The 14,755-nt window shown below is 68.0% G+C and carries 14 protein-coding genes; 3 read left to right on the forward strand and 11 right to left on the reverse strand.

Going from position 1 to position 14,755, the window contains the following annotated elements:
• The coding region (locus tag BR07_RS25300) for a dTDP-glucose 4,6-dehydratase (protein ID WP_027506353.1) at positions 1-688 on the forward strand (688 nt) is incomplete at its 5' end.
• On the opposite strand, the gene BR07_RS0117590 is transcribed toward BR07_RS25300, so the two are convergent.
• From BR07_RS0117590 to BR07_RS0117610, 5 genes are read right to left on the reverse strand one after another with little or no spacing between them, the layout of a single operon-like run.
• Positions 689-1,537: a glycosyltransferase family 2 protein gene (locus BR07_RS0117590; protein WP_027506551.1), complete on the reverse strand. Its 849-nt coding sequence runs from the start codon at positions 1,535-1,537 to the stop codon at positions 689-691.
• A gap of 1 nt (position 1,538) precedes the next feature.
• On the reverse strand, positions 1,539-2,012 hold the full coding sequence (locus tag BR07_RS0117595) for a GtrA family protein (RefSeq protein WP_231476428.1): 474 nt from the start codon (positions 2,010-2,012) through the stop codon (positions 1,539-1,541).
• Positions 2,013-2,072: 60 nt separating this feature from the next.
• Positions 2,073-3,014, reverse strand: coding sequence for an NAD-dependent epimerase/dehydratase family protein (locus BR07_RS0117600; RefSeq protein ID WP_027506553.1), 942 nt, complete (start codon positions 3,012-3,014; stop codon positions 2,073-2,075).
• On the reverse strand, positions 3,011-4,036 hold the full coding sequence (locus BR07_RS0117605) for a glycosyltransferase (RefSeq protein ID WP_027506554.1): 1,026 nt from the start codon (positions 4,034-4,036) through the stop codon (positions 3,011-3,013). The genes BR07_RS0117600 and BR07_RS0117605 overlap by 4 nt, the downstream gene beginning before the upstream one ends.
• A 38-nt stretch (positions 4,037-4,074) precedes the next feature.
• A complete protein-coding gene (locus BR07_RS0117610) occupies positions 4,075-6,321 on the reverse strand; it encodes a hypothetical protein (protein ID WP_051613542.1) in 2,247 nt (748 codons plus the stop codon).
• 153 nt (positions 6,322-6,474) lie between these two features.
• Between BR07_RS0117610 and BR07_RS0117615 the strand changes: the two genes are divergently transcribed.
• Entirely contained in the window at positions 6,475-8,349 is a 1,875-nt protein-coding gene (locus tag BR07_RS0117615) for a glycosyltransferase (protein ID WP_051613543.1), read from the forward strand.
• Here BR07_RS0117615 and BR07_RS0117620 read toward each other — a convergent pair.
• Genes BR07_RS0117620 through BR07_RS0117640 form a run of 5 tightly spaced genes read right to left on the reverse strand, consistent with a single transcriptional unit; the run spans position 8,342 to position 12,422 of the window.
• On the reverse strand, positions 8,342-9,148 hold the full coding sequence (locus BR07_RS0117620; protein WP_027506557.1) for a class I SAM-dependent methyltransferase: 807 nt from the start codon (positions 9,146-9,148) through the stop codon (positions 8,342-8,344). The two genes, BR07_RS0117615 and BR07_RS0117620, sit on opposite strands and share 8 nt — an antisense overlap.
• Before the next feature lie 39 nt (positions 9,149-9,187).
• Positions 9,188-10,075 carry a galactofuranosyltransferase GlfT1 gene (gene glfT1 / locus BR07_RS0117625; RefSeq protein WP_027506558.1) on the reverse strand — a complete coding sequence of 296 codons (888 nt, stop codon included), beginning with the start codon at positions 10,073-10,075 and terminating at the stop codon, positions 9,188-9,190.
• Positions 10,068-10,892, reverse strand: a complete 825-nt coding sequence (gene wzt, locus BR07_RS0117630; protein WP_027506559.1) for a galactan export ABC transporter ATP-binding subunit Wzt/RfbE — start codon at positions 10,890-10,892, stop codon at positions 10,068-10,070. The genes glfT1 and wzt overlap by 8 nt, the downstream gene beginning before the upstream one ends.
• A 15-nt stretch (positions 10,893-10,907) precedes the next feature.
• Positions 10,908-11,783: a galactan export ABC transporter permease subunit Wzm/RfbD gene (wzm, locus tag BR07_RS0117635; protein ID WP_027506560.1), complete on the reverse strand. Its 876-nt coding sequence runs from the start codon at positions 11,781-11,783 to the stop codon at positions 10,908-10,910.
• A gap of 27 nt (positions 11,784-11,810) precedes the next feature.
• A complete protein-coding gene (locus tag BR07_RS0117640; protein ID WP_051613544.1) occupies positions 11,811-12,422 on the reverse strand; it encodes a bacterial proteasome activator family protein in 612 nt (203 codons plus the stop codon).
• 94 nt (positions 12,423-12,516) lie between these two features.
• Here BR07_RS0117640 and BR07_RS0117645 point away from each other — a divergent pair, with 94 nt between their 5' ends.
• Entirely contained in the window at positions 12,517-13,719 is a 1,203-nt protein-coding gene (locus tag BR07_RS0117645) for a cysteine desulfurase-like protein (protein WP_027506562.1), read from the forward strand.
• Between the two features lie 10 nt (positions 13,720-13,729).
• Here the strand turns inward: BR07_RS0117645 and BR07_RS0117650 are convergent, their stop codons facing one another.
• The gene (locus tag BR07_RS0117650) at positions 13,730-14,719 is read right to left on the reverse strand and encodes an NAD(P)H-quinone oxidoreductase (RefSeq protein WP_027506563.1); all 990 of its coding nucleotides are present in this window, start codon (positions 14,717-14,719) and stop codon (positions 13,730-13,732) included.
• Positions 14,720-14,755 lie beyond the last annotated feature (36 nt).

A 14,755-nucleotide genomic window follows, 5' to 3' on the forward strand; every position in this document is an offset into this window, starting at 1 on the left:
AGCGGTCCGCACCCACGACGTCCGCTACCACCACATCTCCACCGACGAGGTCTACGGCGACCTCGAGCTGGACGACCCCGCCCGGTTCACCGAGAACACCCCCTACAACCCCTCCTCGCCGTACTCCTCCACCAAGGCCTCCAGCGACCTGCTGGTGCGAGCCTGGACCCGATCCTTCGGCGTCCGCGCCACCATCTCCAACTGCTCCAACAACTACGGCCCCTACCAGCACGTCGAGAAGTTCATCCCCCGCCAGATCACCGGCGTCCTCACCGGCATCCGCCCCAAGCTCTACGGCGCCGGACTCAACGTCCGCGACTGGATCCACGTCGAGGACCACAACACCGCCGTCTGGACCATCATCGACAAGGGCGCCCTCGGCCAGACCTACCTCATCGGCGCCGACGGCGAGGTCGACAACCGCACCGTCGTCGAGACCATCCTCGAACTCTGCGGCCACGACAAGGCCGACTTCGACTTCGTCACCGACCGCCCCGGCCACGACCTGCGCTACGCCATCGACAGCACCCGCCTGCGCACCGAACTCGGCTGGACACCCCGCTACTCCGACTTCCGCAGCGGACTCGCCGCCACCATCGACTGGTACCGCGACAACGAATCCTGGTGGGCGCCGCAGAAAGCCGCGACCGAAGCGGCCTACGCATCGGCCGGCGAACGGACGCTCTGATCAGACGGGTTCCGGCGGCTGGTGCGTGATGCGCCGCCGCAGCAGCACGTACACCGCGCGGCGCAGGAACGACGTCACGAGCGCGCGAGCATTACCGATACGAACGTCGTTCTCGGACAGCAGGTCCGGGTAGGCCGCGCGCAGTTTCCGATGGAATCCCGCGGCCTGCCCCGCCTGTTCCCGCGCCAGGCGCACGCTCCACTGCCCGGCATTGATGCGGAACGCCGCGAGCGACGAGCGGATGGCCACCACGTCACCCTTGAGTGCGACCTCCGTGAAGGTCGCCTGATCGATGAGGAACGGGTGGTCGTTGTCCCACCAGCCGATGTCGGCGAGGGCGTCTCGTCGCATCAGGACGCATCCCGGCTCACCGAAGATGTTGGAGCCGGCGAGCACCGCGGTGCGTGCGGCCGTGCGTCCGTCGACGAGGCCGGACAACTTTCCCAGTCCACGCGTGGCGATGATGGTCTTGCCGGCGGCGTCGACGAGCGTGCGTTGCGACGCCACCAGGACGGCCGACGGGTGCGCGTCGAACGCGGCGACCTGGTCGGCGATCGACGTCTCTGTGATCGTGTCGTCGCCGCACACGAGTTTGATGAGCTCGCCCGTGGCCAGTCGACTCACTCTGTCCCAGTTGCGTTTCGCACCGCCGCCTGCCTCCGTGTGCTCGACCCGGATGCGATCGTCGTCGTAGCGGGCGATGACGTCGAGGGTGGAGTCGGTCGACGCGTGATCGGCGATCACCAGCTCGAAGTCTCGGTAGGTCTGACTCAGGATCGACTCGATGGTCTCGCCGATGAAGTCGGCGTTGTTGTACGCCGGGACCACGATCGACACGCGGGGTGCCATGTCAGGAACCTTTCACCGAGGACGAGCGCTTGAACGAGAAGTCGCGGTAGCCGAAGAAGCTGATGCAGGCGGTGAGCAGTGTGATGACCAGCTGTGACGGGATGGGTGCGAATCCGAGTACCGAGACGGCCACGGTCATCGCGGCGAGGTTCACCGCGAAGGCCCCGGAGTTGACCACGACGAACCGCCAGAAGTCGCGAAGCACGTGTCCCCGCACCCGGAAGACCAGGTAGCGATTCGTGCAGAAGGCAGTCAGCACATTGCACAGGTAGCCGAGCACGATCGCGGCGTGATAGCCGAGCGTGTCACCGATCGCGAGCTGCCAGACGATGAACCAGACGGTGCCGAGCACCGTGTTGAAGCCGCCCACCAGGAGAAAGACGAGTCCTTGGTTGCCCATCAGGCGGAGGAGCGGGCCGACCGGCTGCGCGTCCACGACGACACGGTCGTCGTCGGCAGGTTGATCGGCGGTCACCACGGCAGTGTCTCAGCAGCGTTCACCGTGGCACAAACTCGCGGACCCGCTCCGGGCTCGTCACCCGCGGTGGCCGGCGAGGAGCGAGGACCGGATGGACTCCAGCGTCGAGGCGATGCCGGCGGGCAGCGTGCGGTGAGTCCTGCGATCGATCTCGGGCCAGACGGTGGATCGAAGACGCAGGTCACGGCCCTGGAGCGAGGACAACGGGGAGGCGGCCTGGACGACGAGCGGCCGCCGACGGAAGACGGACCTGCACGCGCCGAGAATGGCGCCGATGGTGACGGCATTCCCCGAGGCGAAGATCTTGGTGACGGGCTCCGTGCGCTCCCGCGCGGCGACGTCCAGGGCGTCCGCCACCATCTCTGCCGCATCGGAGATGTAGAGGTAGTCGCGCAGGGTGTCGATGGGCACATAGATCGAGATGGGTGATGCCAGCAGGTACCCGCGGCACAGGTGGGAGATGAGTCCCTGCGGCTTCGACAGGTTCTGTCCCGGTCCGTACAGGTTGGCGAAGCGGCCGACCACCACCGACGCATCGGTGCGTCGACCGAAGTCCACCGCTCTCTGCTCGGCGCGTAGCTTCGCGTGGCCGTACTCGCCCAGCGGCGCGACCGCGCTCGACTCGTCGTGCGGTGCGTCGGGCGTGCCCGCGTAGACCCCACCGGCGGACGACGCATGGAAGACGGTGACAGGCTCCGGCCTCGGGACCGCATACGACTCGAGCTGTGCCAAGGCGTGCGCGAACAGGTCGTTCTCCCGGTCGAAGGCTGCGCGCGGCGTGCCGTTGACGCCTGCGCCCGCACACCACACGACATTGACGCGACGTGCGTCGGAGGTGGCCACCGCTCGCGCGCGAGAGGTGATCACGGTGCGCGCCGCGTCCTCGTCGAGCCACGGGATCATCTCGGTCACCACCCGGTGCCCACGACGGGCGAGTTCGGCGGAGACGGCCGAGCCGAGAAGTCCACCACTCCCGACGACCCAGGACAACGTCGTCACGAGAGGTCGGGGTTCTCGGCGTCCCGGTTCTCGGCGTCCGGGCTCGGGGACACCCGGTCGGCCCGACCCAGTGGCCCGGCAGCCGGATCGCCCACGATCAGATAGGGAGGCTTTCCCATCGCGGTCTTCACGTTGACGCCGACGTACTCGGCGACGACGCCGAGAGAGAACAGGGTGGCCCCGAATCCGAACAGCAGGACGACCATGGTGGACGCCCAGCCGCGGACCTCGGTGTCCGGGTCGAAGAACGTGTACACGACGAGGAGATAGGCGACCAGGACGAGACCGAGAACGGCGAACACCACCCCCAGCACGCTGACCAGACGCAAACCCTTGGTGCCGCTGGAGAGAACCATGCGCCAGAAGTGGGACAGCAGGGTCCGCAGGTTGTAGCCGGAACGCCGTCCCTGTTCCTCGCGCAGCGTCACCGGGCTGGTGGTCACACTGCCGGCGATCCACCCGAGTGCGACGTCGAGGTACGCCTCGGATCCGGCGTAGGCGGCCACCGACCGTCCGACCTCGCCCACGACCATGCGGAAGCTGCTGTACTGCACGGTGTTCTCACCGGCCAACGCCTTGGCGATGAGCCACTTCGAACCCTTGCTCGTCGCGTTGCGCCACAGTCCGTGCGGGGCGGGGTTGGTACCGCGGGCGTAGACGACCGAGGCCTGCTCGTCGAGTGCGGTGTCGAGAAGTCCGCCGATGTCGGCGGGATCGTGCTGCCCGTCCTCGTCCATCGTGACGATCCACTCGCCGCCACTCGAGGCCATGCCCGCGAGCGTCGCGGGGTGCTGCCCGAAGTTGCGACTGAGCCAGATTCCGCGGACGAACGAGTGACGGTCCGCCAGGTCTCGGATGACGGCCGCGGATCCGTCCGGGCCGTGGTCGAACACCAACAGGACCTCCTCGACCACCGCGAGTCGGCGACCGGGGGTCAGAAAGGGCCGGGTGAGGGTCTCGAGCTCGTCGGTCAACGGGCCGAGGGTCCTCTCACCCTGGTAGACGGGAACGATGACCGAGATCCGGTGCGGAAGCTGATCGTCAGTCACGAGAGCCGACCCTATAACGCAGAGGGGCCGGTTGCCGACGAGCGAGCGGCCGACGACTGCGGTCGCGCGGAGAACCGTCGTCGGACGTCGAGCACGACGAGGCCCAGCAGAACGACGATTCCAGCGCCCATGGCAGCCAGTCCGAGCCGAAACCCGGGCGGGCGGAAAGTCAGCTCGAGATCGGCGTCGGTGGTACCCGGGGGCAGGTCGACGTAGAGGAAGGTGTCGCCCAGCCCCTTGGTCTGCAACGGCTGTCCGTTCAGAGTGGCCGTGTATCCGGGCCAGGCGAGCCTGGCGAAGACCACGCTGCCGCCGGCGGCGGAGCTCACCCGCAGGCTCTCGTCGACGTCGCTCGAGCGCACCGGCTCGACGTCGGCGTTCACCGTCGCGGACACGGTGCCCTCCTGCGTCGACACCGGCCCGTCGACCCGTTCGAGGACGGCGACCTGGTCGGACTGCGGTCGTGGGACGTCGACCCAGCGCCATCCGGGAGGAACCGGCAGCTGCCGCCACATCGGGTACTGCGCCTTCTGGACGACGACGCGGTCGAGCAACATCAGATCCGCCGTGGTCCGCCCGGTGTAGACGTCGGGACGGAACACGTTGCGGTACGCATCGGGGCAGGTGGTGCCCTCGTAGGCGACGCACAACAGTTCCGAGAACGCCTGGTGGCCGACCGGCGTGTAGGCGCTGACGTAGTTCAGGTCGAGCACCTTGGCGTAGTTGCCGTACACCTGCGCACGCCAGCGATCCGTGGCGTCCTCGGGCGATCTGTCGGACAAGGCCCGATCGCCCAGTTGCAGCGTGGTCCCGGTCCAGTCCGGGAACTCCGCACGCGCCTCCTGCTGAGACGACGGAAAGTTCCACTCGCTCAGAACGGGCCGGTAGTTGTGGATCTGGTACAGCGCCACGGGAATGACAGACACCATGAGCAGCGCGGTGGCGGCGGTCGTCCTGCGCGCGCGGAAGACGGCGACGACGAGCCCGCCGAGAACGACGACGAAGAGGACGGACAGCAGGTGTCGGCCGGCCAGTTGCGGTCCGGACGACAGCGCGCGGATCAGCAGGACGCCCGTGATGACGCCGGCGGCGGTCAGTCGGCCGCGCAGAGAGCGCAGGGTTCCGAAACGGCTCAGCAGAACTGCGGCGATGATGAGCAGGGCGGCAGCGACGAAGGGCAGCAGTCGTCCGGGCCAACGGATCGGCCCGATGTCGGACGGCCCCGCGGTGTACAGGAGCAGGGCGCCGAGAACGATGAGGGGACCGGACAGTTCGCGCACGACCGTCGGCACACGGCGCCAGTCGACGAATGCCACAGCCGGGACGAGGAACCAGGCGATGTAGGTGACCGGGGCCATGGTGGTCTCGCCACTCCACGACTCCATGCTGGTCACCGCCGACGGCAGGCTCGCGCTGAAGGTCTCCGACCAGGGGACCACGAGGAAGTTGTCGTTGAGGGTTCCCTCGGCGCCCGAGCGCCAGGTGACGCCCGAGGTGAGGACGCCGGGGAGGAACGTGACGGCGCCGCACAGGGCGGCGGCGATCGATACGGCCCCGAGTCGGATCACCGGCATCAGGACGCGCGCACGCAGGTACTCGCCGATCATCACCGCGCCCGCGGCGACTCCGGCCATGAGGGCCGCGTGGACGTACCCCACGCTGATGGCGAGGTAGAGAAACGCGAAGACCGGTAGCGGACCGGAGGTGCCGCGGGCATAGCGCACGGCACTCGCCCAGGCATTGATCACCCAGGCCATGCCGATCAGCGACGTCACCCAGGACGGCTGCTCGAAGAAGAGGGTGAATCCCGCGAACGGCGTGGCAGTCGCAGCGACCGCCGCCCAGGAGGGCCTGGATCCGTACTCGAGAGCCACGCGGTAGACGCCGATCGCCAGCACCACGGCGAAGAAGATCTTGACGACGGCAGCGAGCAGTGCCAGGTCGTCCACCGACGGTGAGATGAGGTTGACGATCATCTGCACGGGATTCCAGAGTCCACCCTGGCCCTCGACCGGGTAGTTGCCGGCCATCCACTGGGTGGTGACGAGGGGGAGGAACTGCCCTTCACGCAGCAGTCGGCCTAGAGCCAGCCAGTTGCCCACCGCGCCCGACTCGGTGTCGTCGAGGTAGAAGAAGCGATGGTCGCTCACGAGGATCGCGACGAATCCCAGCACCACCACCACACCGGATCCGAGACCCCAGGACCAGCGCTCTCGACGGGACGTCTCGACCGAGGTCACGACAGGCGTGTGCGTCACACCGTCCTCGCTTCCTGACCGACACGTCGTTCCCCGCAAGTGTCATGGACGCGACGGAACCCTCCCGGTTGTTATCGTAGGTCACAGACCGGTCTCATTTGTTACGGGGTGCGACGAGCACGCCTGTCTCTACTGTCAGGAGTTGGACAACCGATGCAGTCGACCGCGCCCGCGACGATTCCGCACAGCGGCCACGACAGGTTGGTCCTCCAGCGAGGCGTCTTCCTCGGCCCCTCCACCAGAGTGAATCCCGATCTGTACGTGCAGATCGAGAAGGGCAGCGGGGATCGCAGGCGCCACGACATGACGCTCGCGAAGAACTCTTTCGCTCACACCAACACGTACTTCGGGCGCTTCGCGGCGTCCTACTGGCAGCGGTGGACCACGGTCGGCGCGGTCACGGCGTCTCTGCGCATCGCGACGAGCGGCCGTGTCCGAGTGCGACTGCTGGCCTCGGACATCGCCGGTCACCGCCGCATCGTGTCGGTGCAGGAGACGCGGAGCGACGCCGTGCTGACATTCGAGGCTCCGCTCGACAAGTTCGTCGACGGGGGTGCCCTCTGGCTGGAGTTCGAGACGTTCGGCGAGTCCGCCGTCGTCGACTGCCTCGAGTGGACCCACGCCACCACGGTGCCGAGACGTCCGGTGGCCATTGCCATCTGCACGTTCAACCGCGCCACGGACTGTGCGCACACGGTGGCCGCACTGGCGTCCGACGACGTGGTGTTGTCGCTGATCGACACCGTGCACGTCGTGGATCAGGGCACCGACCTCGTGCAGGATCAGCCGGAGTTCGCCGATGCGCGGGCGCGGATGGGCGACACCCTGGTGTACCTCCGGCAGCCCAATCTCGGTGGTGCGGGCGGCTTCACACGCGGACTGTACGAGGTGACCGCGTCTCGGAGTGGTGTCGACGTCATCCTCATGGACGACGACATCCTGTGTGAGCCGGAGACGGTGCTGCGTCTGAGCGCCTTCGCCAACGTCACGGCGCAGCCGACCCTGGTCGGTGCGCAGATGCTGTTCCTGCTCAATCCCGACTACCTCAACGTCGGCGCGGAGGAGGTGGACTTCCTGCACCTGCAGCACGGTCGCACCGTCGGAAAGGCGTTGTCCAACAAGAGCATGATCAAGAAGAACCAGGAGCGCCGGGTCGACGCCGGCTACAACGCCTGGTGGACGTGCCTGATCCCGTCCGAGGTCGTCGAGGAGATCGGTCTCCCGCTTCCCATGTTCTTCCAGTGGGACGACGTGGAGTACGGCGTGCGCGCCGGCCGTGCCGGCTTCCCGACCGTCACGCTGCCCAACGCGGCGGTGTGGCACGCCGACTTCTACTGGAAGGATTTCGACGACTGGGCGCGGTACTTCAGCACGCGCAACTCGCTGATCGTCGGGTCTCTGCACAGCGACCTGAACACGACGGTGTTGTCGCGAATGTTCCTGCGGCACATCGCCGAGTACGTCGTCGGAATGCAGTACGGCCTCGCCCACACCACCTTGAAGGGTATCGAGGACTGGCTGTCGGGGCCGGACCATCTGTCCGACGGCGGCATGGCGGCGATGGCTCGTATCCGAGCCGACCGCAAGGAGTACCCGGAGACGATCATGCACCCGGCGGCCACCGCGCCGGTGCCCTCCGCGGAGGTGCGGGTGTCGCGAGCGGGCGGGGAGCCGAGCGCGATGCGAGCGGTGTTGGCCAAGCGCGGTGTCGACCAGTTCCTCGGACGCACGATCGGCGGTCTCGTCGGCGTCACGCGCGAGGACGCCCACTGGTGGCACATCGCCAGGTTCGACCATGTCGTGGTCACCGACGCATCGCAGGGCGGTGTTCGAATCCGCAAGCGGGACAAAGCACGTGGGGTCGCGCTGATGGTGCGTGCCGTCAAGGTGATGCGGCGTCTGCGGCGGGAGGCTCCTGCTCTGCAGGAGCAGTACCGTGCGGCCGGTGCCGATCTCATCGCACGCGAGAACTGGGCCCGGCTCTACGGGATCGACGCCGATGCTCCGACCACCGAATCGGTCAGGTGAGCCGGACCGCCACCTGCTCGTTGTTGGACGTGTAGGCGAGGTACTCGAACGTCACCCCGGTGCGGTGGACGAACTCGGTCCACGCCTTGTACTCGTGCAGGGCCCAGCCGGGGAAGTTGAAGAACTCGTCGAACACGATGACGGTGCCCGGCACCAGCCGTGACTCGAGACGACGCAGGACGAAGTCGGTCGACGAGTACAGGTCGGCGTCGAGGTGCAGGAACGCGACCGGGCCGCGGTTCTTCGACAGGAACGGCCCGAGGGTCTGCTGGAACATGCCCTTCACCAGGTGCGCTCCCGGAACGTCCGGTAGAGCGTCCTGAGCGAAGGTCCCGGCCTCGAAGCCGGTGCGCCAGTCCTCCGGCAGGCCCTCGAAGGTGTCGAAGCCGGCGATGACTCCGACGTTGGCGGCGCGGCGCCACTCGTCGACGATGATCGCCAGCGTGGTCCCGGTGGCGACCCCGAACTCGAGTGCCATGCCGTCGATGGACACCGCACCCAGGGCGTGCCGCAACGTGAGGTCGGGACGGGTGAACGACGGCGTCCGCGGGAGGTGGTCCTCCACGAAGTCGGCACTCGAGGCGGTGGCCTCGAGGTCCGAGGCGAACGGGATGTCGCGGCGCATTCGGAACTCCAGCGTGGTGATGGATTCCTGGAGGTCGGCGATCGTCTTCGCCTGACCCGTGATCAGGTCTATCAACTCACTGTGACGACGGTCGGCCTCGGGTGCCACGGCGTCCTGGACTGCCTGCACGACCTTGCCCCGCGCCGAGGCTCTGACGCGTCGGCTCCACCGCATCACCCGCACCGTCCACTCGTCATGGGGACATACCGTAGTTCAGGGTTTGCGGAAGTACTCATCCCGGCCGAGCTTGCGCAGACGCAACCACTCGCGCAGGCCGCGGAGGTCCCGTCGTGTGACCACGAAGTACCACCCGAAGCGCACCCATTCCTGCGGGAGAAGCTTGCGCATGCCGGGTTGAGCCATCAGGTATCCGCGGTTGCGGTAGGTGAAGTAGCGCTTGGTGGCGTCGTCCGGATACTGCGTGTGCATCCGGCCGCCGAGGATCGGCTTGAACTCGTCGGCGCCGTTCGGATGCAGGTACGCGGTCTGCAGGCACGTGCCGAAAGCCAGCCCCGAGCGTGTGAGGCGACGGTGGATCTCGACCTCGTCGCCGCGGACGAAGAGCCGGAGGTCGGGGACACCGACGGCGTCGATCGCAGCGGCCGAGAACAACGCACCGTTGAACAACGACGCGTAGGACGGCAACAACTCCTCGTCACCGAGTTCGGACCGCCACCGTCGCCACGCGGTGCCGCGTCGCAGCGGGAACGCGAGGTGATCGGGATCGTCGATGTCGCACACGACGGGGGAGACCTCGTCGAGGCCGTGGCGCACCGCGCAGTCGAGGAGCGCGGCGAGGACGTCCGGCCCCTCCGGCCTGCCGTCGTCGTCGGCGAGCCACACCCGCTCGGCACCGAGGGACAGCGCGTGCAGCATCCCCAGCGCGAAGCCGCCGGCTCCACCGAGGTTGTGCTTGCTCCCGAGGTAGGTGGTCGGCACGTCTGCGCTCTCGACGAGCTCGCGGACCGCGGTCTCGTTCGCGTTGTCCACCACGATCAGATGGTCGAGCGGACGGGTCTGCGACGTCAGGACGGCGAGGGACTGGGCCAGCAGCTCGCGGCGCCGGTGGGTGACCACCACGCCGACGATGAACTCAGGCATGCGGGTCGTGATCGGCCTGGTCACGATCCGCGGCCTCCAGCTCACGAATGACGTGCGCGACGTGGTCTCCCGCGTCGTCGCCCTCGTACGACCGCACGACCTCCTCGATGCCGCCCTGCTGCCGCACGTGGCCGTGATCGATCCACATCGCCGAATCGCAGAGCTGGGCGAGGAACTCGTTGGAGTGCGAGGCGAAGACGAGGATGCCCGAGCGCTGCACGAGCTTCTGCAGACGAGTGCGCGCCTTCTTCATGAACTCGGCGTCGACAGCGCCGATGCCCTCGTCGAGCAGCAGGATCTCGGGGTCGATGCTCGTGACGACGCCCATGGCGATGCGCACGCGCATGCCCGTCGAGTAGGTGCGCAGCGGCATGTCGAGGTACTCGCCGAGCTCGGTGAAGTCGGCGATCTCGTCGATCTTCGACATCATCTGCTTGCGTGTCTGGCCGAGGAACAGGCCGCGGATGATGATGTTCTCGTAACCGGAGATCTCCGGGTCCATGCCGACGCCCAGGTCGAAGACCGGCGCGACGCGACCCCGCACGACGGCACTGCCGCGGGTGGGTTCGTAGATGCCCGCCAGCAGGCGCAGGAGCGTCGACTTGCCCGCACCGTTGTGGCCGACCAGTCCGACGCGGTCGCCCTCCTTCAGTGAGAGCGTGATGTCGCGCAGCGCCTCCACGACGACGACGTCACTGCTGTTGCGTCCGATGGTGCCGCCGGCCTTGCCGAGGAACGCCTTCTTCAGCGACCGGGTCTTGGCGTCGAAGATGGGGAAGTCGACGCACGCGCCGTGCGTCTCGATGCTGACTGTCATGTGTGTCTCGTCCGATCAGACCCAGTAGGGCACGCGGGCCCGGAACGTACGCATCGCCACCATGGTGACGGCCAGGCCGACCACGGTGAACGCCAGCACGATGTACCAGTGGTACGCCTGCTGGTCCTCGCCGATCAGGGGCGCGCGCAGGATGTCGAGGTAGTGGAACAGCGGATTGATCTCCACCAGCCGCGCGCGGTCCGCCGCGGCCCCGCCCATCTTCTGCAGATTCGCCGTGGTCCACACGATCGGCGTCATGAAGAACAGCAGCGTGACGACGCTGCCGAGGATCGGGGCCAGGTCGCGATAGCGGGTGGCGATGATGCCGAAGAGCAGTGACACCCACACCATGTTGACGACGATCAGACCGAACGCCGGGATCGCCATGACGATGGTCCAGTGCAGCTCGGGACGGAACACCGCGAGCATGATCAGGTAGATCAGCATGTTGTGGCCGAGGAGCAGCACCTGGCGCCACACGAGCCGATAGATGTGCACGCTCAGTGCCGACGGCAGCTGCTTGATCAGGCCCTCGTTGGCCACGAAGACGTCGGCGCCCTCGAGGATCGACGCGCTGATGAGGTTCCAGATGATGAGCCCGACGGTGACGTGGGGCAGGAACGACTTCAGGTCGATGTCGAGGAGGACCGAGTACAGCAGACCCATCGCGACGGCCTGCACACCCGTGGCGATGGTGATCCAGAACGGGCCGATGACGGAACGCCGGTACCGCTGCTTGATGTCCTGCCACCCGAGGCTCAGCCACAGCTCACGCTGGGCGTAGCCCTGCCGGAGATCGCGGACGGCCCGGCGGAACGTCTGCGAATCGGACGCGGGTGCATCCCCGGAGTTCGAATCCCCGGTGTTCGAGTCGATCGCTGGTGCTGCCACGACCGACGACCCTACAGACGAGAACCGTCAGAGGTACTGGCCGGTGCCCTGCCCGTGCTGGCCCTGACCGCCGCCGCCGATGGACACACCGGGCGGAAGTGCACCCTGGCGCATCTGCTCGAGCTGGGCTCGCGCCGCCATCTGCTGAGCGAAGAGTGCCGTCTGGATGCCGTGGAACAGTCCCTCCAGCCAGCCCACCAGTTGTGCCTGGGCGATGCGGAGCTCGGCGTCGGACGGCACCGCGTCCTCGCCGAAGGGTAACGCCAGGCGCTGGAGCTCGTCGCGCAACTCCGGCGCGAGTCCCTGCTCGAGCTCACGGATGGAGGAGGTGTGGATCTCCTTGAGGCGGGTGCGGCTGGCGTCGTCCAGCGGTGCCGCGCGCACCTCCTCGAGGAGCTGCTTGATCATGGTGCCGATGCGCATGACCTTGGCGGGTTGCTCGACCATGTCCGCCAGCGATTCCTGGTCGTCGCCGTCCGACGAGTCGCCGGCCCCGGTGACGTTCGCGCGGGCCGCGGCGGCCGCCGCCTCGCGGGGACTGAGCGCGATCGGCTGCCCGTCCGGACCGATGACGACGACGTGGTCGGCGCTGTCGTCCGCGCGGCCGCCGTCCGAGTTCTGCTCGTGTGAAGACGTCATGTCTCCATCTTGACCCGGGTCGCTCACCAGGGTGGGGTCCGGGGCGTGCCCGTGCGTGCCCGCCCTGTCGCCGTCGGCGCCTAGAGTGTGCGGCATGACCTACGACGTCGCCCGCGTACGAGGGCTGTTTCCCTCGCTCGGCGACGGCTGGATCCACCTCGATCCGCAGCTGGGCATGCAGATCCCCGACCGGGTGGCCACGGCCGTGTCCACCACCTTCCGTGGGACCGCATCGACGCACATCGGTCGGCACCCCTACGCGCAGCGCAGCGCGAAGGTCGCCGACGACGCTCGGCAGGCCGTCGCAGATCTGGTCGGTGGAACCCCCGAGGGCGTGGTCCTCGGTCCGGACCACGGCATCCTCCTGACCGCTCTCGCGGAAGCCCTCAGCACGCGTCTCGGCCTCGGTACGGGCATCGTCCTGTCCCGGCTGGACGACGAGGCGAACGTGGCACCGTGGCTGCGCATCGCCAATCGGTACGGCGCCCAGGTGCAGTGGGCCGAGGTGGACATCGAGACGTGCGAGCTCCCCAGTTGGCAGTTCGGGGAACTCATCGCGGCGAACACTCGGCTCGTCGCGCTGACCGCGGCGTCGACGGTGGTGGGGTCGGCCCCCGACGTCCGTGTCGCCGCCGACCTCGTGCACGACGCCGGTGGGCTGCTGGTCGTCGACGCGGTGGGTGCGGCCCCCTACGCGGTGCTCGACATCGAGGAACTCCGGGCGGACGTCGTCGCCGTCAACGCCGCGGCCTGGGGTGGGCCTCGCGTCGGAGCGCTGGTGTTCCGGGACCCCGAGCTGCTCGACCGGTTGCCGTCGCAGGCGCTCGACACCGATGCGAAGGGTCCGGCGCGGCTCGAGGTCGCCGGTCTGCACTACTCAATGCTCGCGGGCATGACCGCGTCCGTCGACTGTCTCGCCGCCCTCGACGAGAACGCGAGCGGGACGCGTCGACAGCGCCTAGAGATGTCCATCGGCTCGCTGCAGGACTACCAGGATCGGCTCTTCGCGTACCTGCAGGAGCGCGTGGCGGCACTGCCGCACGTCATGGCCATCGGTCAGGCGTCCAGCCGCATCCCGTGCCTGAGCATCAGCGTGGACGGCGTCGACTCCGACAAGGTGGCGGTGCGACTGGCGGACAACAGGATCGACGTGGTCGGTGGCCTGCACGGCGGCAGCCGCCTGCTCGAGTCGCTGGGTGTCGCCGATGCCGGTGGCGCGATCACGGTGGGGCTGGCCCCGTACACGACGCGGCACGAGATCGACCAGCTCGTCACGGTTCTCGAGACGCTGACCTGATCCGCGCCCGTCAGCGGACGCGCAGGATCACCTTGCCCACCGTGGCGTGGTCGTCCAGCATGCGATGAGCCTGCGGTGCGTCCGACACCGGCACCTCCGCGTGCACGACGGGCACGACCGCACCGTCGGCGATCATCGGCCACACGTGCTCGCGCACCTGGCGCACGATGTCGGCCTTGCCGCCCGGGCCGGTGAGGGGGCGCGCCCGCAACCCGGCGCAGTGCACACTGCCGCGCTTGGCCATCAGCGCGCCGAAGTCGAACTCGGCCACCCGGCCGCCCTGCATGCCGATCGTGACCAGTCGGCCGTCCATGGCGAGCGCAGAGATGTTGGGGGACAGGTACTTCGCGCCCATGTTGTCGAGAATGACGTCGGCACCGTGCCCGTCCGTCGCGGACCGTAACTCCTCGGTGAAGTCCGAGGTCTTGTAGTCGATGAGGATGTCCGCGCCGAACGATCGGCAGATCTCGAGCTTCTCTGCCGAGCCGGCGGTCACCGCGACGCGCGCGCCGAGGGCCTTCGCCACCTGGATGGCGTGCGTGCCGATGCCGCTGCCACCGCCGTGGATCAACAACGTGTCCCCGGCGGACAAGCCGGCATACATGACGACGTTGGACCACACCGTGCACGCGACCTCGGGCAGCGATGCGGCCACGTGCAGGTCGAGCCCGTCGGGAACGGGCAGCACCTGTCCGGCCGGCACCACCACCTGCTCGGCGTAGCCGCCACCCGCGAGCAGCGCGCAGACCCGATCGCCGACGTTCCACGAGGTGACGTCCGCACCGACGTCGGCGATCACACCGGAGCACTCGAGACCGAGCACCTCGGAGGCGCCGGCGGGCGGCGGGTAGTTGCCCTGCCGTTGCTGCAGATCGGCGCGGTTGACGGCGGACGCCGCGATGGAGATCAGGACTTCTCCCGGCCCCGGTACGGGATCGGGTACCTCGCTCCAGACCATGACATCGGGGTCGCCGTATTCGGTCAGTGTGATCGCATGCACAGGGTCGATGGTATGCCGCGGGGCGTGAGTTGCGAC

It is taken from the genome of Rhodococcus sp. UNC23MFCrub1.1, assembly GCF_000686025.1.
Lineage (GTDB): Bacteria > Actinomycetota > Actinomycetes > Mycobacteriales > Mycobacteriaceae > Rhodococcoides.